This window comes from Gammaproteobacteria bacterium, from assembly GCA_016199745.1.
Classification (GTDB): Bacteria; Pseudomonadota; Gammaproteobacteria; order Acidiferrobacterales; family Sulfurifustaceae; genus JACQFZ01.
Window position 1 is genome coordinate 1 of record JACQFZ010000012.1, and the last position, 22,335, is coordinate 22,335.

The 22,335-nt window shown below is 57.6% G+C and carries 22 protein-coding genes and 1 riboswitch; of the genes, 15 read left to right on the top strand and 7 right to left on the bottom strand.

What is annotated here, in order from left to right; translation table 11 throughout:
- Nucleotides 1-137: 137 nt before the first annotated feature.
- Entirely contained in the window at nucleotides 138-617 is a 480-nt protein-coding gene (locus HY308_02365) for a GNAT family N-acetyltransferase (protein ID MBI3897122.1), read from the bottom strand.
- Between the two features lie 109 nt (nucleotides 618-726).
- Nucleotides 727-1,221 carry a hypothetical protein gene (locus tag HY308_02370; protein MBI3897123.1) on the bottom strand — a complete coding sequence of 165 codons (495 nt, stop codon included), beginning with the start codon at nucleotides 1,219-1,221 and terminating at the stop codon, nucleotides 727-729.
- Nucleotides 1,222-1,354: 133 nt separating this feature from the next.
- Here HY308_02370 and HY308_02375 point away from each other — a divergent pair, with 133 nt between their 5' ends.
- The 8 genes from HY308_02375 to HY308_02410 all read left to right on the top strand — a co-directional run bounded on the left by HY308_02375 (nucleotide 1,355) and on the right by HY308_02410 (nucleotide 10,097).
- Nucleotides 1,355-2,341 carry an integron integrase gene (locus HY308_02375; protein MBI3897124.1) on the top strand — a complete coding sequence of 329 codons (987 nt, stop codon included), beginning with the start codon at nucleotides 1,355-1,357 and terminating at the stop codon, nucleotides 2,339-2,341.
- A 35-nt stretch (nucleotides 2,342-2,376) separates the two neighbouring features.
- On the top strand, nucleotides 2,377-3,354 hold the full coding sequence (gene waaF / locus HY308_02380; protein ID MBI3897125.1) for a lipopolysaccharide heptosyltransferase II: 978 nt from the start codon (nucleotides 2,377-2,379) through the stop codon (nucleotides 3,352-3,354).
- A 13-nt stretch (nucleotides 3,355-3,367) separates the two neighbouring features.
- Nucleotides 3,368-4,438, top strand: a complete 1,071-nt coding sequence (gene rfaQ, locus HY308_02385) for a putative lipopolysaccharide heptosyltransferase III (protein ID MBI3897126.1) — start codon at nucleotides 3,368-3,370, stop codon at nucleotides 4,436-4,438.
- Nucleotides 4,435-5,580 carry a glycosyltransferase family 4 protein gene (locus HY308_02390; protein MBI3897127.1) on the top strand — a complete coding sequence of 382 codons (1,146 nt, stop codon included), beginning with the start codon at nucleotides 4,435-4,437 and terminating at the stop codon, nucleotides 5,578-5,580. The genes rfaQ and HY308_02390 overlap by 4 nt, the downstream gene beginning before the upstream one ends.
- A gap of 30 nt (nucleotides 5,581-5,610) precedes the next feature.
- Nucleotides 5,611-6,375 carry a glycosyltransferase family 2 protein gene (locus HY308_02395; GenBank protein ID MBI3897128.1) on the top strand — a complete coding sequence of 255 codons (765 nt, stop codon included), beginning with the start codon at nucleotides 5,611-5,613 and terminating at the stop codon, nucleotides 6,373-6,375.
- A 44-nt stretch (nucleotides 6,376-6,419) separates the two neighbouring features.
- Complete coding sequence (locus tag HY308_02400; GenBank protein ID MBI3897129.1) at nucleotides 6,420-7,466, top strand: glycosyltransferase family 9 protein; 1,047 nt, start codon at nucleotides 6,420-6,422, stop codon at nucleotides 7,464-7,466.
- Between the two features lie 367 nt (nucleotides 7,467-7,833).
- Nucleotides 7,834-9,021 carry an O-antigen ligase family protein gene (locus tag HY308_02405; GenBank protein ID MBI3897130.1) on the top strand — a complete coding sequence of 396 codons (1,188 nt, stop codon included), beginning with the start codon at nucleotides 7,834-7,836 and terminating at the stop codon, nucleotides 9,019-9,021.
- A complete protein-coding gene (locus HY308_02410; protein MBI3897131.1) occupies nucleotides 9,021-10,097 on the top strand; it encodes a glycosyltransferase family 9 protein in 1,077 nt (358 codons plus the stop codon). Before HY308_02405 ends, HY308_02410 begins: the two co-directional genes overlap by 1 nt.
- On the opposite strand, the gene HY308_02415 is transcribed toward HY308_02410, so the two are convergent.
- A complete protein-coding gene (locus tag HY308_02415) occupies nucleotides 10,024-10,836 on the bottom strand; it encodes a glycosyltransferase family 2 protein (protein MBI3897132.1) in 813 nt (270 codons plus the stop codon). The genes HY308_02410 and HY308_02415 overlap by 74 nt on opposite strands.
- A 102-nt stretch (nucleotides 10,837-10,938) precedes the next feature.
- Between HY308_02415 and waaC the strand changes: the two genes are divergently transcribed.
- The 3 genes from waaC (at nucleotide 10,939) to HY308_02430 (ending at nucleotide 13,840) form a co-directional block, all read left to right on the top strand.
- Nucleotides 10,939-11,913 (top strand): lipopolysaccharide heptosyltransferase I, encoded by a 975-nt coding sequence (gene waaC, locus HY308_02420; protein MBI3897133.1) that lies wholly within the window; start codon nucleotides 10,939-10,941, stop codon nucleotides 11,911-11,913.
- Entirely contained in the window at nucleotides 11,910-13,202 is a 1,293-nt protein-coding gene (waaA, locus tag HY308_02425; protein MBI3897134.1) for a lipid IV(A) 3-deoxy-D-manno-octulosonic acid transferase, read from the top strand. Before waaC ends, waaA begins: the two co-directional genes overlap by 4 nt.
- A 116-nt stretch (nucleotides 13,203-13,318) precedes the next feature.
- Entirely contained in the window at nucleotides 13,319-13,840 is a 522-nt protein-coding gene (locus tag HY308_02430; GenBank protein MBI3897135.1) for a hypothetical protein, read from the top strand.
- A gap of 52 nt (nucleotides 13,841-13,892) precedes the next feature.
- Here the strand turns inward: HY308_02430 and HY308_02435 are convergent, their stop codons facing one another.
- From HY308_02435 to HY308_02445, 3 genes are all read right to left on the bottom strand, one after another.
- A complete protein-coding gene (locus tag HY308_02435) occupies nucleotides 13,893-14,216 on the bottom strand; it encodes a sulfurtransferase (GenBank protein ID MBI3897136.1) in 324 nt (107 codons plus the stop codon).
- 74 nt (nucleotides 14,217-14,290) lie between these two features.
- A complete protein-coding gene (locus tag HY308_02440; protein ID MBI3897137.1) occupies nucleotides 14,291-15,589 on the bottom strand; it encodes a hypothetical protein in 1,299 nt (432 codons plus the stop codon).
- 222 nt (nucleotides 15,590-15,811) lie between these two features.
- Entirely contained in the window at nucleotides 15,812-16,462 is a 651-nt protein-coding gene (locus tag HY308_02445) for a protein-L-isoaspartate O-methyltransferase (GenBank protein MBI3897138.1), read from the bottom strand.
- A gap of 184 nt (nucleotides 16,463-16,646) precedes the next feature.
- Nucleotides 16,647-16,744, top strand: a riboswitch (TPP riboswitch).
- Nucleotides 16,745-16,809: 65 nt separating this feature from the next.
- Here HY308_02445 and thiC point away from each other — a divergent pair.
- From thiC to HY308_02465, 4 genes are all read left to right on the top strand, one after another.
- A complete protein-coding gene (gene thiC / locus HY308_02450; protein ID MBI3897139.1) occupies nucleotides 16,810-18,699 on the top strand; it encodes a phosphomethylpyrimidine synthase ThiC in 1,890 nt (629 codons plus the stop codon).
- A gap of 40 nt (nucleotides 18,700-18,739) precedes the next feature.
- Nucleotides 18,740-19,393, top strand: coding sequence for a YecA family protein (locus HY308_02455; GenBank protein MBI3897140.1), 654 nt, complete (start codon nucleotides 18,740-18,742; stop codon nucleotides 19,391-19,393).
- 289 nt (nucleotides 19,394-19,682) lie between these two features.
- Complete coding sequence (locus tag HY308_02460; GenBank protein MBI3897141.1) at nucleotides 19,683-19,934, top strand: helix-turn-helix domain-containing protein; 252 nt, start codon at nucleotides 19,683-19,685, stop codon at nucleotides 19,932-19,934.
- Between the two features lie 42 nt (nucleotides 19,935-19,976).
- Entirely contained in the window at nucleotides 19,977-21,278 is a 1,302-nt protein-coding gene (locus HY308_02465; GenBank protein ID MBI3897142.1) for a type II toxin-antitoxin system HipA family toxin, read from the top strand.
- Between the two features lie 368 nt (nucleotides 21,279-21,646).
- Here the strand turns inward: HY308_02465 and HY308_02470 are convergent, their stop codons facing one another.
- On the bottom strand, nucleotides 21,647-22,051 hold the full coding sequence (locus HY308_02470) for a hypothetical protein (protein MBI3897143.1): 405 nt from the start codon (nucleotides 22,049-22,051) through the stop codon (nucleotides 21,647-21,649).
- Between the last annotated feature and the right edge of the window lie 284 nt (nucleotides 22,052-22,335).

The window sequence follows — 22,335 nt, forward strand, 5'->3', positions numbered from 1 at the left end:
GCGTGGCTCAAGGAACAAGGGTTGGTGTCGATCAAAGACCAGTGGACTCGTTTTCATTACCCTGCTTCAACCGCCTAGTGCGGACCCGCATGCTAGGTGGTGTGGGGAGGGCCGGTTAGATGCCGGCCCTTACCCGATTAGGGGGCATTAAATTCGAGACGAGCTGTTTCAAGCCGAGTAATGAATCCAAGTTTCCGCCAGAACGATCGAGACATGTCATTTTGCGACATAAAAGAAACCTCGATATTTCTCACGCCTCGGCTCCTTATAGCCTTCGCAACCGCGTTGAATAGTGATTGCCCAATCCCACGCCGTCGATAAAGAGACGACACCATTAAATCGTCGATGTATCCAAATGGCCGTCTGGTAAAGATGGGCGGATGCATCGCAATGTGCGCCAAGCAATACCCAACGAGGGTGTTCGCCATTTCAGCGACGAGCACGATAGCGTCTGGATCGATGATCTTTGCATGAATGAACTTCACGAACAGCTCATCAGCGTTCTCGCAAAGTGGAAATCGTGGATCAAACGGTGCATGAACGGCCATACCTTCCTCCCAGAGTGGAGCGATACCCGGGACGTCCGCCTCTTTTGCAAACCGATAGTTCACTTGCATTACGAAGATGCCACCTAACGCAGAGCTGAGCCGCGCCGGGCGCGGAGTGTCAGGAAACGCGCCGCTGTCCCACGGCGTCAGTTCGAGCGCCTTGTTAAGCGGCCTTTGTTCACGAACTCACCTTCTGTAGAAGTTTTTTCACCACCTCTGTATACGGCTCGGTATGAAAGGAAACGGTCAAGTCAGAAGCAATACACTCAAAGGTCGATTCCTTGAATTTGAAAATGAAGTGTCTCAGTTTTCTTTGTTTCTTTGTTTCGGGGGTACCCCAAATACGGCGAGTCGTTTCCGTCATTTGCTTTGCTACTTCCGTCACCCAAGGTGAATTCTCAACTTCTGAAATTCCGTGCACTCTCGATAAACCGAAGTTAAAAAGTGGATGTTCATCTCGTCCGTCATCGTTCGGGTATCCGTGCTTTGTCTGGCAAGACCCCAGGCATTCGACCACCGCGATTCCCTTGTCTTCCAAGTAGCCACGGACAGACTTTTTGGTATCGATCGCGATAAACACTACAAATGTGGATTCACAATCTTGAACAATCAACTCACCGGAACCCGATGGGCTTGGTTGGCATCCGATTTCGACCGGAATGACTTGAGTCATGAATTTTCCTGCCGCTTAACGAAAGTAGATGTCCCATTTGACGCAAAATATTGCGTCAATACAATTCTAAATTCTTGTTCGGGATATGATAACGACATATATTCATAAACTTAGAAAATTTTAGCACCGCCTAATGGAACCGCAAGATACGTCAATGGCACAAGCGCCTCGGCTGCTCGATCAGGTGCGGGGGAAGATTCGGCTGAAGCACTACAGCATTCGTACCGAGCATGCGTATGTCGATTGGATTCGGCGTTTCATCTTCTATTTTAATAAACAGCATCCGTCGACATTGGGGGCGCGCGAGGTGGAGGCGTTTTTGACGCACCTGGCGGTTGTCGGCAAGGTGTCGGCGTCGACGCAGAACCAAGCGAAATCGGCGTTGCTATTTCTTTACCGCGAAGTGTTGAACCAAGAATTGCCTTGGCTCGATGACGTCGAGCAGGCGAAAGTGTCGAAGCGGTTGCCGGTGGTGTTGACGCAAGCGGAGGTGCAGGCAGTGCTGTCGCGTTTGTCGGGAACGTACTGGTTGATGGCGAGTTTGTTGTACGGTTCCGGTTTGCGATTGATGGAGTGTGTGCGACTGCGGGTGAAGGACGTGGATTTCGGACACAAGCAAATTATCGTGCGTGACGGCAAGGGGTTGAAAGATCGGGTGACGATGTTGCCGGCGGCGGTGATTGTTTCGCTGAAGCAGCATATCGAGCAAGTGCACGCGTTGCATCGCCAGGAGATCGAGCAAGGACACGGTACGGTGTACCTGCCCTATGCCTTGGAGAAAAAATATCCCAACGCCAATCGCGAGTGGTGTTGGCAATACGTCTTTCCCGCGACCAAGGCGTCGACCGATCCGCGCAGCGGCGTCATCCAGCGCCATCATGTCAACGAGCAGGTGCTGCAACGCGCGATCAAGCAAGCGGTTCGAGATGCAGCGTTGGCTAAGCCGGCGACGCCGCATACGTTGCGTCATTCATTTGCCACGCATTTGTTGCAAGGTGGCTACGACATTCGTACCGTACAAGAACTGCTCGGGCATTCCGATGTCAGTACGACCATGATTTACACCCACGTTCTCAATCGCGGCGGCAAGGGCGTGTTGAGCCCGCTCGATCAACTGTGAAGATACTTATTATTGGTCCGGCCTGGATCGGCGACATGGTCATGGCGCAGAGCTTGTTCAGACTCTTGAAACAGCGCCATCCGTTGGCCGAGCTGCACGTGCTTGCGCCCGCTTGGACCGAGCCGCTGTTGACGCGCATGCCGGAGGTGGACGATACGATCGCTGCACCGTTTGCGCACGGTCGGCTCGATCTATTAGAACGGTTGCGCATCGGCCGCACCTTGCGCCGCCGGCAGTACGATTGGGCGATCGTGTTGCCGAACTCGCTCAAGTCGGCGCTCGTTCCATTCGCGGCGCGTATACGGCAACGGACCGGCTACGTCGGCGAGTTGCGTTATGGTTTGTTAAACGACATGCGCCGGTTGGATGAAAAGAAGCTGTTGCGCATGGTCGATCGGTTCGCGGCGCTGGGGTTGCCGGCTAACGAGCCGTTGCCGAACGATCTGCCGCCGCCGCGCTTGATCGCCAAGGCCGACGAGGCCAAAACGGCGTTGGCGCGGCTTAATATAAGTCTGTCCGGCAAGCCGATCCTGGCGCTGGCGCCGGGCGCGGAATACGGTTCGGCCAAGCGCTGGCCGGAGGAGTACTATGCCGACCTCGCTAACGCAAAGCTCAACGAGGGGTGGGACGTTTGGCTGTTCGGCTCGGAAAAAGATTCGGAAACGACGCGCGAGATCCAGCGGTTAACGCACGGCCGCTGCGTCGATCTCGCCGGTCATACGCGGCTGGGCGAGGCGATCGATCTGTTGGCGCTGGTGACCGCTGTGGTCAGCAACGATTCCGGGCTGATGCACATCGCCGCGGCGCTCAACCGGCCGATGGTGGCGATCTTCGGCTCGTCCGATCCGCGGCATACGCCGCCGTTGAGCACGCGTGCGCGTGTGGTTTATCTCGGCGTTTCCTGCAGTCCGTGCTTCGAGCGCGAGTGCCCGCTCGGGCATTTGCGCTGCTTGTTCGATATTGCACCGGCGCAGGTGCAATCGGCGTTGGCCGAGATCGGCGGGCATGAGTAGCGCGACCACGCACTTGCTCAAAGACGCAGTCGATCTCACCGAGATGTCGCGCGTGCTGGTGGTAAAGCTGCGGCATCACGGCGACGTGTTGCTCACCTCGCCGGTATTCAGCGTCTTGAAAAGCCACGCGCCGCATCTCGAGCTCGACGCGTTGGTGTATCACGACACGCGCGAGATGTTGACCCTGCATCCGGCGATCGCGAACGTCCACACCATCGACCGCGCCTGGAAAAAGGAAACGCCGTTCGCCCGGCTCGGCCACGAGTGGCAACTGCTCAAGCAATTGCGCGCGCGCCGTTACGATTTGCTGATTCATTTGACCGAGAGCTACCGCGGGGCCTTACTCGCGCAATGGCTAACGCCGCACATCCGCGTAGCGCAAAGCTACGAGCGCCGCGGCCGTTTTTGGCACGGCAGCTTTTCGCATACTTATAAGATACCGGCCAAGCCGCGCCATCGCGTCGAGCTACATCTCGACGCATTGCGGCGCATCGGTATTTATCCCGGTCCGGACGAGCGCCGGCTGACGCTCGTGCCGGGGGCCGATGCCGAGTTGTCGGTCGACGATTTGCTGCGGCAATCGGGCTTGGCGCCGCGCCAGTTCATTCATCTGCATCCGACTTCGCGCTGGTTTTTTAAAACCTGGGAAGTCGACAAGTACGCCGCGTTGATCGAGTCGTTGCAATCAACCGGCGAGCGCGTAGTGATTACCGCGGCGCCGGCGGAGCAGGAACTGCAGTTCGTGCGCGCGGTGTTGCGCAGCGTGCGTACGCCGGTGGTCGATCTGTCCGGCGGTTTGTCGCTCAAGCAGTTGGCGGCGCTCACTGCGCGCGCCAAATGTTTCATCGGCGTCGATTCGGTGCCGATGCATATCGCCGCGGCGATGGGTACGCCGACGGTGGCGTTGTTCGGCCCAAGCGGCGATCTCGAATGGGGTCCGTGGAAAGTGACCTCGCGTATTCTGACTTCCGACCATTCCTGCCGACCGTGCGGGCTCGATGGTTGCGGCCAGGGAAAATTTTCCGAATGCATGAGTGTTATTAGTGTCGAGCAAGTGCTCACCGCCGTACGCCAGATCGCGTGAAGCCGCTGTCGCTTGCGATCGTTCGACAGCGCTACACCGACGACGGCGGCGCTGAGCGTTTCGTCGCTCGCGCGCTCGAATCGCTGCGGCAGCAGGGCGTCGGTGTAACGTTGATCGCGCGCAAGTGGCGCGGTACGCCGGGCTACGAAACGCTAACCTGCAACCCGTTCTACCTCGGCCGTTGCTGGCGCGACTGGTCGTTTGCGCATGCAGTGCGCCGATTGACCGCGACTCGTCAATTCGACTTGGTTCAATCGCACGAACGTATTTACGGCTGCGATATCTATCGCGCCGGCGATGGCGTGCACCGCGAATGGCTTAACCTGCGGGCGTTGACGGTGAGTCCGGTCGGTCGTCTGTTGAACGAGATCAATCCCTACCACCGTTACGTACTGTCCGCCGAGTGCCGCATGTTTCAGAGCGCACAGTTGCGCGCGGTGATCTGCAATTCGGCGATGGTGCGGCAGGAAATCGTGCGCCATTTCGGCGTACCGGTCGAAAAGCTGCACGTCATCCGCAACGGCGTCGATACCGACGCGTTTCATCCGCGGTTAAAGCAGCAGCGTGCCGAGGTGCGGGCGCGTTGCGGCATTCCCGAGTCGGCGACGCTGTTTCTGTTCGTCGGCTCCGGCTTCGAGCGCAAGGGATTGGCGCGGGCGCTGCAAGCGCTGGCGCGACTGCCCGATAGCTGCCGGTTGCTGGTCGTCGGCCGCGATAAAAGCGGCAAACACTACGAACGCCAGGCACAGACCTTGGGTATCGCCGGGCGCGTGCAATTTCTCGGCGTCCAATCCGACGTCAAACCGTACTACGGCGCGGCCGATGCACTGACGTTACCGACGCTGTACGATCCGTTTCCGAATGTCGTCGTCGAAGCCATGGCCAGCGGATTGCCGGTGATTACGAGCACAAAATGCGGCGCTGCCGAGCTTATAACGCCGCGCGTCAACGGTTACGTCGCCGATGCGCTCGACGTCGCGCAGCTGACCGAGCACATGCGTGCCGTCGCCGCCATGATTGACCGTGCACCGATGGCACAGGCAGCGCGGGCAGCGGTTGAAGGATTGACGCTAGAATCGATGTCGCGCCTGTTGATCGATCTCTATGGATCGCTGTTGGCCGAAAAGTCGGCAATAAAATGAAAGTGAATAAATTTCCGTGTTAATCGCTGCATGAAATCGCTCTCCGTTTGCCTGCTGACATTCAACTCCGAGCGCTTGCTCGAGGAGTGTCTGAAGCCGTTGTTGCAAATTGCCGACGAGTTGATCGTCGTCGACTCGGGCAGCAGCGACAAAACGTTAGTTATTCTTGCCGCGAATGGCGTCAAGTCGACTTACCGCAAGTACACGACCCACGCCGATCAGATGAATTACGCGACCACGCTCGCGCGCCATAACTGGGTGCTGTGCATGGACAGCGACGAAGTGCTCGACGATGCGACCGTAGTAAACATTCGCACGTTAAAGCAGAACGAACTAAACGACGAGTCGGTGGCGTACCGTATTTCGCGTTTCTGGCGCGTGTTGAATCGACCAGTACATGCGATTTACCCCGTCAGCTCGCCCGATTACCCGGTCCGGCTGTTTCACCGCGGTCGTGCGCGCTTCAACGACTCGCCGGTCGACGACAAAGTCATGGGTTTCGATTCGACCCGCGTGATCGCCGGGCACGTAGCGCACGACACTTTCTATTCGCTGCACGAGGTGTTTCATAAGCTCAATGCTTATACCAGCCGCTTATGCCAATTCCGCAAGGTGTCGCCGTCGCTGGCGCGGGCGTTTCTGAATCCTTGGTTTGCGTTCATCAAGTGGTACTTTTTCAAGAAGTCTTGGAAGGATGGCCGTGTCGGCGTTGTCAGCGGCGTGTATGCGTTTTTGTACACCTTTCTTAAATATTTTAAGGCGTGGTATTCCGCCGGCGAGAAACGTTCGTCATAAGTGGCGTCGAAGAGAGCTAAAACAGGAACATGCAACGTTCGTCCATGGCTACGCCTGAATCCGCTCCGTCCTTTTTGTTTATCAACGTCGCTCGGATCGGCGATACCGTGTTCACCACACCGGCAATGCGCGCGGTTGCCGCGGCTTATCCGGGTTGCCGAATTACCGCGCTCGGCCATCATCGGCGGGTGGAAGTGTTGAACGGCCTACCGTTTCTTGCCGAGGTCGGAAAAATTTCCAAGAAGTCGGCCCCTTTTCGTGGCTGGATGGGCCGGCGTCGTTACGATTACGCGGTGGTTTATGGCTTTGACGAAGCGCTTGTCGCTTATGCACTGCGCGTTGCCAAACGGGTTGTCGCCTATCGGCAAAAAGATTCGGCACTGAATAAGCGACTGTATCGAGCGGTCGAAGCGCCGCCGACGCACGGCGATGTGCATGTCGTGCAGCAACGGTTATGTTTGACCGACGCGTTAGGCATTCCGCCCGCCGGTTTGCGGCTGGCCTATTGTGTCGATCTAGCCGAGCGCGATTGGGCGAAGCAGCGGCTCGCCGGCGATTTGCCGGCGGGGGCAGGCCCAATCGTCGGCCTGCAACTGGCCAGCTTTCCGACAAAGTCGTACCGCGACTGGCCGGTTGAATCTTTCGCCGGTCTGGCAGAACGGATAATGCAGTCCTGGCCGCAGGCGCAATTCCTTATATATGGCGGCAACGACGAACAAAGCCGGACCGATTGGCTCAAACAGCGGTTGGGTGATCGCGCGACGTTGTACGCCGGCTGCTTAACATTGCGGCAAACGGCGGCGATTATGAGCCTGACAGACATTTATGTGGGGATCGATACCGGGCCGACGCATATCATGAGTACGTTCGATATCCCGTTGGTCGGTGTTTTTCACTGTCTTTCCCCCAGTCGCTTATGTGGGCCGTTGGAACATCCGTGTTTTTTAGCGGTCAATCATCCGCGTCTCTATAATTGCGACGGATCTGCATCGAATGCGGAGATCACGGTCGACCGAGTTTTCGATGCGGTACAACAAGGATTGTCGGTACGACTACAAGCAATCGGTGACGCCGGCGTAAAACGCCGGTGAGCGATGGCTCAATCCCACAGGCCAAGGACCGCTTGTAGAGGTCGACGGCGCTTAAAGCGTTTGTCGGGCATATGGGCTGTTCTGCAATTGATCCGGCGATAGGTTATCGTGTTTCGCTATCGCGACACGGAAGTCGAAAAGCGCGTGCTAATATCATGCAAAGGCTGGGGAAATTCGGTGGGCCGTGGAGTAAATAATTTGGTCCGACCTGGCGTCCATTAAGCGTAATCGACTCAATCAGACTAACCGCTGATAAAGCAACCGAGCGGTTAGTCACAGCCTAAAATTCGACATGGCCATTACTTTTCCGCAACGACATTTTTTCCCAGTTACTTATCTTGAGCGTGCTTTTGTTCTGCTAGTGGGCATGTTTCTGGTAGTACTGCCACTGCCGCACACCGTTAGCTTGCGGCTGATAGCGCTGGGATGCATGGGGCTCGTCAGCGCGATGATTGTGCAGCGAACCGACATGCCGCCATTGCCGCTAAAGATTCCGCTACTGTTATGGACCGGGCTGGCGCTGATATCGTTGCTTTGGACCAAACATGTCGCTTATTCATTTAGTGAAATAAAAAACGAAATTTTCTATACGATCCTCGCGTACTTCGTGTTTTTCAGCCAAACGCGTGACGACGCAACCTGGCAACGCTGGATGAACTGGTTGTGGCTATCGGCGAGCTTCATATTGATAGGGGCGCTGGTGGCGTGGTATCACGGCGATACCATCAGGTACATCCGTTATCTTTATCCCGGTGTCGGTTCCTATACCACTTTTATCGTTAGCGTGTTCCCGTTCTTCTTGTTGTCGCTGCTCGATCCGCGCTTTAGTTCGTCGCGCAAGGCGCTCATGGGCATCATCATGGCATTATTGTTGGTGACGGCCTTTGCCACCGGCAACCGAATCTTCTGGATTGCGCTAGTTTCGTCGGCGCTCGTGTTTTTTGGTTTGCTGTCTGCGCGCACGGCCGATCGTAAGCGACGGCGGTTAATCCTGTACTCCCTGGTTGGCGGTTGTGTTGCAAGCGTTGTCGCTTTGCTGTTCGTTCTGCGGCATCGCATGCAATTGGCGGGTGCCAACGAAATCAGCGATATCTTCGTGGTCGTCGAGCAAACCGCCTCGCACGATCCGCGGCTGCAGATCTGGAGCTTTATCAGCACCCACTTTTGGGAGCAACCGTGGACCGGGCTAGGCTTCGGTCTGCGTTCATTTAGTACGGCATATCCGGAGCTGGCAAAGGTCGATCCGACCTTCTGGCACCCGCACAACCTGATTCTCCACTACGGCATGCAGCTCGGCATTTTCGGCGTGCTGGTGCTGTTCTTGTTGTTCGGCGCCATCATCCGCCACTTATGGCGGATCTATCGCGATCCGGACGTGCAGCTCATGCGGGTTGGCGCGGCGGGGCTTGCATTGGTGGCCGGCGTGATCGTAAAGAATATGACCGATATGTTCTTCTCGCGCGAAAATTCGCTGCTGTTCTGGTCGTTACTGGGGATGACGCTCGGCTATGCCGCGTTTCGCCGGCGGCAGCGGCTCGCTAAAGGGACGGATTGATGTCGGTAGCCGATCCGCAGGCGGCACTTCGGATTCTCGTTATTCGTCGCGAAAATATCGGCGACCTCGTTTGCACAACGCCGCTGTTGCGCGCGCTACGACAGCGTTTTCCGAACGCACGGATCGAAACGTTGGTGAACAGCTACAACGCCGCCGTGCTCAATCGCCATCCGGACGTCGACGAAGTTCACGTATACACCAAGCTCAAGCATCGCGCCGCCGGACAGAGCCGTTGGGCCATCATTGGCGGCTACATCGCCTTGCTCTGGCGGCTACGGCGGCGGCGGTTCGATTACATGGTCGTTGTCGGTCACGGCGGCACGCACCGCACGGTGGCGCTGGCGCGCAAATTGCGGCCGCGTCATATCGTCGCTTTTGCCAACTCGCAAGGGCAGGTATTGCGCGGTGTCGATTTGCCGGTCGCGGCCGACAAGTTGCCGCTGCACGAAGTGGAGAACATGTACCGGTTGCTGACGCCGTTTGGTATTCGCAGTAAGCCGCCAGCAATGTGCGTCGTCGCCGATCCGGCCGAGCATCAGCGAGCGGCGGCATCGATCGAAGCACGCGCCGGCGCCAGCGGTCGACCGCGCATCGCCGTGCATATCAGTGCTCGCAAGCCGAGCAATCGCTGGATCGAGGCGCGCGTGATCGAATTGATCCGCCGAATTCATGACGCCGAAAAGGCGGTGTTTGTTTTATTCTGGTCGCCGGGCGCGGCCGACAATGCGTTGCACCCGGGCGACGACGCCAAAGCGCGCACGATTCTGCAAGGGTTGGCCGATGTTCCTATCGTTGGCTATCCCACCGATCAGTTGGCGCAGCTCATCGGTGGCTTGTCGGCCTGCGATCGCGTGATCTGCAGCGACGGCGGCGCCATGCACCTCGCGGCGGCGCTCGGTAAGCCGATTCTTTGTTTCTTTGGTAAGTCCGAGGCCACCCATTGGTATCCCTGGGGCGTGCCGCACGTGTTACTGCAGCCGCCGAGCCGGGAAGTCGGCGATATCAGCGTGGATCAGGCGTTTGCGGCTTATCAACAACTCGTTCGTTCGCCGGCACCGGCGAACGTGGCGTCGTAAGGTAACGCTCGCGCAGCTTCGCGTACTTGGTGAAACTGTTCCAACAGCCGATGGCGATGTGCACCAACCCCGGAACGCCGTCGAGAAATCCGCGCCGCAAAACGTAAAACTTCACGAAACGAAACATCGGTCCAATAACAAGTTTGCCGAGGCGAGCGCGTTTGCCGCGGGCATACAACATTTCCGCTTGCAGCGTCGTGTAACGATTTTGCTTGGCGAGGTAATCGGCGAGTCCGTTTTCCGATTCGTGCAACAGATCGCCGTCGAGTCGGCCGATCGATTCGTTGGTGACGACTTTCTCGTGTACCGGATCATTGCTCCAGGCACCACGGTCGCGGTCGAACAAGCGCACGCTCCAATCCGGATAACCTTCGCCGTGTCGCAGCCAGCGGCCCATGAAGCGGTTGCAGCGTGGCATGGCGTAAGCGCTGAAGCGGGGCGCCTGCAGCACGGCTTGAATGCAGGTACGTAACTCGGCGGTAACGCGCTCATCGGCATCGATGCACAGTACCCAGCGGTGCCGTGCCTGGGTGACGCCGAATTGTTTTTGCCGCCCGTAACCGAGCCAGTCTTGCTGCAGCACGCGCGCGCCCAAACGTTCGGCGACGGCGCGCGTGTGGTCGGTACTGCCGGAATCGATGACCAGGCGTTCCTCGGCGAACGCGACGCTGGCAAGGCAAGCGGGCAGCTCGCGTTCGACGTTGCGGGTGATCACCACCACCGAGAGCGGTTCTGACATGCGGCGTATTGTATGAGAATTTCCGGAAAAGTCGCCCGCGAGTTGTGCTTATCCTGCGACGAAGCGTTGCCGTAGTCGGCGATTACTGTGCGAAAATAACCTATGCCCCGCATTCTGATAATAAAGACATCGTCCTTGGGGGACGTGGTTCACAACCTTCCCATCGTTACCGATCTCGTGGCGCATGTGCCCGGCGCGCAAATCGATTGGGTGGTCGAGGAAGGCTTTACCGATATCCCAGCGCTGCACCCCGGCGTCACGCGTGTAATTCCGGTGGCGGTGCGCCGTTGGCGCCGGCGGTTGTGGGCGCCGTCGACTTGGCGCGAGATCGGCACATTGCGGAAGACGCTGCGCACAGTGCGCTACGACGCCGTGCTCGATACGCAGGGTTTACTGAAGAGCGCGATCATCGCCCGTTTGGCCGGCGCGCCCATCAGCGGCCAGAACGCGGCGACCGTGCGTGAGCGCAACGCCGCTCGGTTTTATCAGCGTACCTATAACGTCGCGCGCGGTCGGCACGCGGTCGTGCGCAATCGCGATTTAGCAGCGCAGGCGTTCGGCTATGCTTTGCCGACGCCGCCGCCGGATTACGGTTTACGTGTGCCGGCCGAGGCCGCGCTCGCCGGTACGTTGCCGGCGCGTTATGCCGTTTGCCTGCATGCCACCAGCCGCGATTCCAAGCGCTGGCCCGATGCCGACTGGGTTGCACTCGGCCACGCACTAATGCGCCAGGGGTTGACGCCGTTTTTCCCGTGGGGCGGCGCCCACGAACAGGCCCGCGCGCGTCGTCTCGCCGAGCAAGTGGCGGGCGCTGTTGTGGCACCGCGCTTGCGCTTGCGCGAATTGGCAACCGTGCTTGATCGGGCGGCGGCGGTAGTCGGGGTCGATACCGGCTTGGTACACCTCGCCGCCGCTCTCGGTCGTCCGACCGTGGCGTTGTATATCGACAGCTCGCCGCATTTGACCGGGCTGCTGCCGACGAACCCGGCGAGCGTCGTCAGCCTCGGTGGCCAAGGCGCTCCGCCAAACCTAAATGATGTAACGCGCGCACTCGCGCAGCTCGGGGTGTTGTCATGATGATGCGGCTTTACACCTTATTGCTGCGCTTGTTGGTTCCGTTCATCACGCTCCGGCTCTATTGGCGCGGCTTTCGCAATCGCGGTTATTGGCAGCGTATTCCCGAGCGTTTCGGTCGCATTCCGCCGATACGTGCTTTGCGGGTGTTGTGGCTGCACGCTGTTTCCGTCGGCGAAGCGCGCGCGGCGGCGCCGCTGATTAAGGCGCTGGCGGCGCGTTATCCGGAGCATCGCGTACTGGTGACCACCATGACGCCAACCGGCTCGGAGCAAGTGCAAGCGCTGTTCGGCGACGATGTCGCCCATTGCTACGTGCCGTACGATTTGCCCGGTGCAGTCAGGCGTTTTTTGGATCAGGCGCGACCCGATATCGCCATCATGATGGAGACCGAGCTCTGGCCGAATATTTTCCGCGAATGCCGGGCGCGCTCGATTCCGATCGTGGTGGCGAACATGCGCATCTCCGAATCGGCGTTCCAGCGTTACCTAAAAGTGCAGCGCATGACCGCCGCGACCTTGGCGCAAGCCGCGGTGTTGGCGGCGCAATCGCAAGCGGACGCCGATCGCCTGCAGCAATTGGGTGCGCCGGCGGCGTCGATTCATGTGACTGGCAGCATCAAATTCGACGTGAACTTGTCGGCCAGTTTGCGCGAGGCGGCCGAGCTGTTGCGCGGCGAGTGGGGCCGCATTCGACCGGTATGGCTCGCGGCCAGCACCCACGAAGGCGAGGAGGAGTTAATTTTGCAGGCACGCGCGCAACTCAATGCGCGCTTTCCTAACCAGTTGCTCGTGCTAGTCCCGCGTCATCCAGAGCGCTTCGGCGCCGTCGCCCGTTTGGCGAAGCGGCAAGGTTGTCGCGTGGCGCTGCGCAGCGAGCGCACGATGATCGATTCGTCGGTGGATGTCTTGATCGGCGACACCATGGGCGAGCTGCAATTGTTTTACGGCGCGGTCGACGTCGCTTATGTCGGCGGCAGCCTGGTACCCACCGGCGGACACAACGTACTCGAAGCCGCCGCTGTCGGCACGCCCACGGTCTTCGGTCCGCACATGTTCAACTTCGTCGACATCGCTCGGCTCACGCTCGAGCGCGGCGCCGGTACGCAGGTTGCCAATGTCGAACAGCTCGCGCCGGCGCTCGCCGATTTCCTCGGTAACGCCAACCGCCGATTCGAGGCGGGCGAGGCCGGCAAGCGCTTGATCGAAGAGAACCGCGGCGCATTGGCGCGCACGCTGAAACTGATCGAAACGCTGTTACCGCCCGCCAATAGCCGCGAAATTACCACATAATCCGATGGACGGTTCGGAGAAACCGATGCCTGCCTGAACCACCGCTATTATCTTTCGTCTCAACCCGGTAGAAATTGCGCCGCTGATTCGCCGCAATAACAATAATTGGAGCAAAAATGAAAACAACCATCGCCAGATCACTGGCAGCTGTTCTGCTTACCATCACCTTCTCATCCGCAATGGCCGCCGACGGCGGCTTCGATCCGCAGCAGGTTTTCTTCGGTGTCGGCGCCAGCTTGAACGAGGTCGACAATTCCGATACCGGCTTCGGCTACCAGTTCTTCGGTGGTTACAAATTCGGTGCCATTGCCAACAATATCAACTTCGACGTCGAAGCCGGCTACATGGATACCGGCGAGATGGAAGTTGAGGAGTGCGTCAATGCCGTCGGCATCGACATCTGCGCAAAAGCGGATGCGCGCGCCAAGGGATTGTGGTCGGCTGGTGTATTCCATTTCGTGATGAGCCCGCAAACCGAGATACTCGGACGTGTCGGTTTTGACTTCGGTGACGACGACGGATTGATGTTCGGCGCTGGCGTCGGCTTCAACTTGAACCCGCAAACGCAGCTACGCGTTGAGCTGGTCGAGCGCGACAACGTGGAGTCGTTGCAGTTGAATCTGGCGTTCCATCTCTAATCGTCCAGCCAACGGTCGGCGGCGCAAGGCGCGTCGCCGACCGTTGGCTGTTTTAGTATTTCGCCATATTGGGATCGACTTGCGTCGCCCAAGCGTGAATCCCGCCCGTTAAGTTGTAGACCTTGCCAAAGCCGACACGCGCCAAGTAGTTCGCGACTTGAAAGCTGCGCATGCCGTGATGACACATGACGACGATATCGGCGTTCTTGTCGAGCTCGCCGACGCGCGCCGGAATCTGCCCCATCGGAATATGCGTCGCTTGCGGCAGCGCACACTTCTGCAGTTCCCACGCTTCGCGAACATCCAGCACGACCGGTTGCTCGCTGTCGCGAGCGAGCCATTCTTGTAATTGTTGGGCGGCAATGGGTTGAATCATCATGGTAAAAAAGGCACCGACGTTGGAACGAGCGGCGCGTAGCCTAAGCCGTTTATTGGGGACAGACAAGCTCACTAGCGTTTGTCCACGTAGAACGTCCACTGATAACACGAGGAATTACCGCGAGTATCGGTGAAATTCACTTGGGCGGTGTGTCTGCCGTCCGGCATGTCCGTATGCGGCGTAAACGAAATTTCACCCGAACGCGCCGGACCCTCGTTCGTTGCGGTAATGCGCGCCCGCGGCGTGACATCGGTGCCGTCGATCGCCAGTCGTAGGCTCGAAAGCGCGACCGGAAATTGTCCACGCTGGAGCGAGAAGTTCACCTTGACCGCCGATTCGAGCTCGCTGTCTTTGGCCGGAACGACTTGCTCAATGACCGGGCCACCCTTGGCCGAGCTCGATACATTGCGATGGGCAATCACGCACTGGCCGACGAGATTGATGGTCGGTTGTGCCATCGCCACCACCCGGTGACGCACGACATAGTCGACGTAGCGATCGAGCGCCACCATCGTGCTGCTCGAATAGAAGTCGAAGTTGTAGTTAAGAACGCGCGCGCCGTTGTTGATGGCCCACTCGGTACACGCAATGATGTGCGAGTCGCTTAAACGCAGGGTATCGCTGCTGATCGCGCGCTTGGTTCTGATGAGGTAAGCGGCGTCGGTGTTGGCGATAGCGTCGGTATCGGTGTCGATGGTTGGTGAGTTGCTGGGTGCGAACGTCGGATCGCAGTAGCTGCCATCGGCGAACGACGGATGGCCAACGATCTGATGGCCGTTTTCGCCGGCAACGGGAACGGCGGCATCGGTGTCGTTCGATGGCGTGTTGACTGCCGTCGGCGGCAGATCGCTATTGGGTTTGTATTCGCGGCCGAGATACAGCGTTTCTACGTCGGCACGTCGTTCCAGCTGGGGAACGATTTTGTTGGGGACGGCGGCGATTACCAACGGCGCATGTTGCGCTTGATATTCGATCTTGCCGCCGCGCGATTCGATGAACTCGGCAATCGCGCGCGTCGCGTTTTGGTGGTACTTGGCGGAGATTTCCGTCTGGATCGCCAAGCCGGCGTCCTCGGCGGATTGATCGAACTGCAACTGTTCGCGCGGAAGTTGCGCCCAGATGCCGATAACGGTGCTGCCATCGACCTTGTTCGTCGGGCTGCGAAGTTTATCGTGCAGCGCTTTTTCCTGTTTGCCGATGAACTCTTTTGCACGTTGTTTAGCCAGCATGCTTCTTGTTCGTGCGTCCAACACGGTCTTGGGCTTTTCGTCCAAGTTGTCGGCGATGGCATGCGCCATCGTGGCGATCGAGCAAGCGATGAACAGTGCTGCTAATGCTGCGGTAGTCGTGTCCAGATTTTTACGGCGCATATTTTCATCCTTGAATCCGCTAATTAAAAAAAGTGGGGGCAAAACAAACGACAATACGACAACGGGGGTTACCGCGATCGCCGTCCTTGGCCACCGTTTAAACTCCACGGTGAATCATCACCGTGGGCGCGACAAGCTAACGTCGTGCAAGCACCGTGTCAACGATAAAACTGTGTCAGCGGAGTTTAATTAACGTGTAGAGGTCGCCATCAGACAACGACTTTAAAAAATAAACTTCGCGGGTTCGGGCGCATTGACTAACGCTGGCACGACCGTCTCGAACATCGACTCTTCGTCCCAACCATGCGCGACTCGCGCAATCCGCCGCGCGTCCATCGCCGGTGTGCGACCGACGATGACAACCATGCGTGCGCCGGGGGCGAGCTGTTCTTTGATGGCGTCGGGCGGTAACGGCAACGAGCCACCGACGAAGATCGCATCATAGGGCGCATGCTTCGCCCAACCGCGCGCAGCGTCGCCGATTTCGATCGTTACGTTACGGATGTTGTGCTCGGCGAGCTTCTTCTTCGCCTGTTGCGCCAGCGCGGGAATGATTTCAACGCTGTGCACGTGGTTGGCAAGCTGCGCCAATAGGGCGGTAACGTATCCGCTGCCGGTGCCGATTTCGAGCACCTTATCTTTCGATGTGAGATCCAACGACTGTATCAACCGCGCTTCGAGCTTCGGTGCCATCGTCACTTGATCGAAGCCGATCGGTAGACTCATGTCGACGTAAGCGAGGTTGCGATGCTCCGGCAACATGTAGTCCTCGCGCGGCGAGCCGGCGATGATACTGAGCAGGCGTTCCTCGCGGACATCCCATGGTCGAATCTGCTGATCCAACATTTTGCGGCGGGAGATTGTTAAGTTCATGGCTTGCATAAATTATGGTCGGGGTGGGGCCGAGGCGCCGTAGCCTAAGCCGTTTAACAAAGGCAGACAAGCAAGTGCCACTCACTAAACGCTGCGTTCCCCTCCCCCCTCGCGGGGGAGGGGAACGGGGAGAGGGGGTTAATCACCGTTCAGTTGCATTCACCCCCTCGATCCTCTAACTTGCCCCATCGGCTAGGGGTGCCCGGACAACGACTGGGCTGAGACATACCCTTCGAACCTGATCCGGTTAACCCCGGCGTAGGAAAGCCTCTCTATATATACCTACTTCTATATAAAGATCGCGCCTACGCCCGTTTTTCCGCCCCCACCCGGGCGAGGAGCAAGCGATGAGCGCCATTCCCAAAGACTTTATTAAGAAAGCCGCGGCCCTATCCGACGAAGCCACGCGCCCATACCCTAACTCGCGCAAGATCTACATCACCGGCTCGCGCCCGGACATTCGCGTCGGCATGCGTGAAGTGCAGCAGACTTCCACGCACACATCGGCGACACCGGAAGAAAATCCGCCTATCTCTATATATGACACCTCCGGCCCCTACACCGACCCGACCGCGACCATCGACCTACTAAAAGGTCTATCCGCGTTGCGCGAACGGTGGATCGAAGAGCGCAACGACACCGAAATCCTGCCCGACCTGACGTCGCACTACGGCCGCACTCGCCACGCCGACCCCGCGCTCGCGTCGCTACGCTTCGAACACATTAGAAAGCCGCGCCGCGCGAAGCAGGGCGGCAACGTTACGCAGATGCACTACGCCCGCAAGGGCATGATCACGTCCGAGATGGAATACATCGCCATCCGCGAAACGCTACGCTTAAACGAACTGCGCCACGACCCGCGTTATAAATTGCTGCTCAAGCAACACCGCGGACTACACTTCGGCGCCAGCATTCCCGACGCGATCACGCCCGAATTCGTCCGCGCCGAAGTCGCCCGCGGCCGTGCCATCATCCCCGCGAATATTAATCATCCTGAGCTCGAGCCGATGATCATCGGCCGTAACTTTTTGGTGAAGATCAACACCAACATCGGCAACTCGGCCGTCAGCTCGAGTATCGAAGAGGAAGTCGAAAAGATGGTCTGGTCCGCTCGCTGGGGCGGCGACACGTTGATGGATCTCTCGACCGGCAAGAACATTCACGAAACCCGCGAATGGATCCTGCGCAACGCACCGATGCCTATCGGCACCGTGCCGATCTACCAGGCGCTGGAAAAAGTAAACGGCAAAGCCGAAGACCTGACGTGGGAGATCTACCGCGACACCTTGATCGAACAAGCCGAGCAAGGCGTCGACTACTTCACCGTCCATGCCGGCGTGCGTTTGAAATACGTGCCGCTCACCGCCAATCGTTTAACCGGCATCGTCAGCCGCGGCGGCTCGATCATGGCCAAGTGGTGCCTCGCGCATCACCAGGAAAGTTTTCTGTACACGCACTTCGACGAGATCTGCGACATCATGAAGGCCTACGACGTCAGCTTCTCGCTCGGCGACGGCCTGCGCCCCGGCTCCATCGCCGACGCCAACGACGACGCCCAATTCGCCGAGCTCGAAACCTTAGGCGAGCTAACCAAGATTGCCTGGCAACACGACGTCCAGGTAATGATCGAAGGCCCGGGTCACGTCCCCATGCAGCTGATTAAAGAAAACATGGAGAAGGAATTGCGCGACTGCTATGAAGCGCCGTTCTATACGCTTGGCCCCCTGACGACGGACATCGCTCCCGGCTACGACCACATCACCAGCGGCATCGGCGCCGCCCAGATCGGCTGGTACGGCACCGCGATGCTTTGCTACGTCACGCCGAAGGAGCATCTCGGTTTACCCGATAAGCAAGACGTACGAGACGGCATCATCACCTACAAAATCGCCGCCCACGCCGCCGACCTCGCCAAAGGCCACCCCGGCGCACAATTGCGCGACAACGCGTTATCGAAGGCGCGGTTCGAGTTTCGCTGGGAAGACCAATTCAACCTTGGCCTCGATCCGGAGAAGGCGAAGGAATTTCACGATCAGACGTTGCCGCAGGACGGCGCAAAGCTAGCGCACTTCTGCAGCATGTGCGGCCCGCACTTTTGCTCGATGAAGATTACGCAAGACGTTCGCGATTATGCCGCCAGCCAAGGCATCGCCGCAGAAGATGCATTACACAAAGGCATGGAAGACAAGGCCGTCGAATTCAAGAACACCGGCGCCGAGATCTACAAACGCGCCTGATTGGCGCTACCTAGCAAGAACACTCAATAGGCAATAAGAGATGCAAACGACAGCCGATTTCACCAACGTCCAAGCCGATCGCTTGGCCCTGTTCTTAGCTGATCCGCAACGTCCCGAGGGGACCATGAGCTATTTCGAGCTCGCCGGATTTTTATTTGCCATCGCCAGCTCGCCAGAGATAGTGCCGTCGCCAGATTGGGTATCGCTGATATTCGATGATCAAGACCCCAACTATGAAAGCCTGGACCAGACGAACGAAATTCTTGGGGCATTCGTGGCGTTTTATAACTCGATCCATCAGCAAGTCGTCGAAGAGTGCCCGACGCTGCCGGCGAATTGCGAGCTCCGCTCCCCGGCAATCGAAAATCTCGTCAACGATGCGCCACTGGGCCAATGGGCGAAAGGCTTTAGCATTGGTCACGATTATCTGGAAAACATTTGGGACGAGTACGCACCCGATGAGATCGACGAGGAGTTTGGTTCTATCCTGCTGGCGTTGAGCTTTTTTTCCAACCGAGAATTGGCGCAGGCGTATATAGAAGAGGCCGAAGTCGAAGGGGTCACCCTAGAGCAAATGGCGGCCGAGATACTCGATATTCTCCCCGACGCCATGAAGAACTACGCCCTCCTGGGGCAAGCCATCCATCAGGCCATCCTCGAACAAGCAAGCGAGCCAACCACCGGCAAGCAGTGAAAGAATCGGACACAACGTTAGCTAAAGGGGCCGGAGGTCTGCCGCAGGGCCTAATTCACGACTATAGAGACGATGTGCTTCAACACGCGCGGCCCTTGTGACGCGCGGTCTAGCCTATCTCCGTCATATCCACGACTCCGCACAACGTATCGTCGAATACACCCGCGAAGGTCGAGATGCCTTCATGAGGATGGATTAAGTGAGTGACGTCCGTATCCCCTAAAGGGGATAGTTGACATGTATACCCTCCAGGGTATATTTACAACATATCCCCTGGAGGGTATACAAAGTGGATTACGTCACAAGAACCCCAAAGCAGCTGGCGCAAGCATTAAAAGCACATCGAGCTATTAGCAAAGCTTCCCAGCAAGATGTGGGTCGGCGAGTGGGGCTGTTACCAAAAACTATTTCCGCACTTGAATCCACTCCTGAACGAAGCTCGGTGGAAAGTCTCTTCAAGTTGTTGTCCGCACTCGGCTTGGAGCTTGTTCTGCGTGAAAAGACAGCCGTTCAGAAATCTTCCGAAAAGTCGGAGTGGTAGATCTTGCCGCGTCCATCCAAAGCTCAGCGTTTGAACGTATGGATGAACGGAGCGCTCGTCGGTTACTGGGATGTTGATGCGCGAGGTCGTCACGTGTTCCGCTATGCGCAAACCTGGCTAGAACGAAAGGAAGCACGGCCGTTGTCGTTATCCATGCCACTACAACCGCCTGACGTACCTTACGTAGGCGAAGTGGTTACCTCCTTTTTTGACAATCTCCTTACCGACAGCCAAGAGATCCGCCGCCGTATTCAAGCTCGCTTTGGCACATCATCAACCAACGCATTCGATCTCTTAACCCAAGTCGGACGCGATTGTGTGGGCGCCGTACAGCTCCTGCCGCCCGATACCGAGCCAAGAAATATCAAGCGAATTGAAAGTGAGCCTTTGACGAATGCCAAGGTTGCCCAGCTACTACGGGAAACGGTAACGGGGCCGGTTCTCGGGCAGCGAGACGATGATGCATTTCGTATTTCGCTAGCCGGCATGCAGGAAAAAACAGCGTTCTTGTGGCGCAACGGTCGTTGGCATCGACCGCTGGGATCAACGCCGACGACGCACATTTTTAAGCTGCCGCTTGGACGCGTGGGCAATCTTAGCGTCGATCTAAGCGCGTCGATCGAGAACGAATGGCTTTGTGCTCAGATTATGGGTGCCTATGGGCTTCGCGTTGCTAAATGCGAAATTGACATTTTCGAGGATCAGCGCGTGTTAGTCGTCGAGCGATTTGACAGGCGTCTCTCACGTAGTGGCAAGTGGTGGTTACGGTTGCCTCAAGAAGATATGTGCCAAGCAACAGCGACATCACCTGGGCAAAAATATGAGTCGGATGGAGGACCAGGGATTCGCGACATCATGTCGCTACTGCTAGGTGCCCGAGACCCTTTGACAGATCGCCGTGAATTCTTCAAAGCCCAAGTTCTTTTCTGGCTCTTAGCCGCACCCGACGGCCACGCGAAAAACTTCAGTGTCCACATCGCCGCTCAGGGCGAGTATTCTCTCACTCCAATATACGATGTGATATCGGTTTATCCGGTAATGGGTCGTGGTGCAAACAAGATTGCTCCAGAGAAACTGAAGATGGCGATGGCCGTTCATGGCAGAAGCCGGCACTATCGCTGGTCGGCAATGCTACGTCGTCATTGGTTAGACGCCGCGCGGGAGTGTAATTTTTCCGAGTATGTTGAAGGAGTCATTTCGAGCATTGTTGAACGGACTCCTTCGGTGGTCGCGCAAGTGTCTGCAAAACTACCAGCTGGATTTCCGGAAGAAGTAGCTGCATCAGTGTTTCACGGACTCCAGGAGGCGGTTAATAAATTAGAGGCAAATACGGCAGGGAAGTGAGGCTGGCCAATGGGCATTGGCAAATGTCTTTCAGAGGAGATTAAAAGGGTTGCGTCCCCAATGGCACTGCTTTAAGCCGTGCGTACCAAGAAACAGCTGTCATTCCCGCGCCGGCGGGAATCCATACGGCATATCCGACGTTGTTTAGCCCGGCATGGATCCCCGCTTTCGCGGGAATGACGCGGTGTTTTTGCTTAGCCGATGTTCGTTACATTGTCGTCGGTGGCATTGCGACTGTGCTCCATGGGTACGTCAGAACTACGGCTGACATAGACCTCGTTATCGATCTGCACGCTGAGCAGGTTGAGAAGACGATAAATGCATTGTCCAGCTACGGGTTCGTGCCACAAATCCCGGTCAATCCGCTCTTATTTGCCGACCTTGAGCAGCGTAAGCGTTGGGTAGAGGAAAAGAATATGGAAGTTTTCTCGCTCATTCATCGCGACAATCCAGGGCTTACTGTTGATCTTTTTGCTCACCATCAAATTCCATTTGAAGCCCTCTGGTTGCGCTCTGTTGTGATGAATCTTGGGGAAACTCCAGTCAGGGTGTGCGGTATCGACGATCTTATTAGCTTGAAGCAGATCGCGGGCCGGCAACAAGATTTGGCAGACATCGAGCAGTTGGAAAAAATCAAGACGCTGAGGGATGGCAAGGATGAGTAAGCAATCGGATTCATCGTGGCCGGTTTCCTGGGCGGCAGTAAAAGAAGAACAGCTGAAGATTTGGTTGCGCGCCACACCCGCGCAGCGGCTTGCCTGGATGGAGGACATGCTTGAGTTCGCGCGCCTGGCTGGTGTCTTGCCGAGTTCCGCGAAGCATGCTTCCCGTCGAAAAACTCCGCCCAAAAAAACGAAAAAGGGGAAAAATGGGAGGGACGCTACCCTTTAACTTCTTTTCCGTCGTCGTAAATGGCAGCGTCCCCAATGGCACTGCTTTAAGCCCACCGCTTACGTCGCTGTTGCCGTCGGCGTAGCTGCGCCTGCAAGACGTGTCGCGGCTTCGTCAGTAGCCAATGCTGTTTCGGTCGTCGCTTAACGACACGCGGCTCCACCCG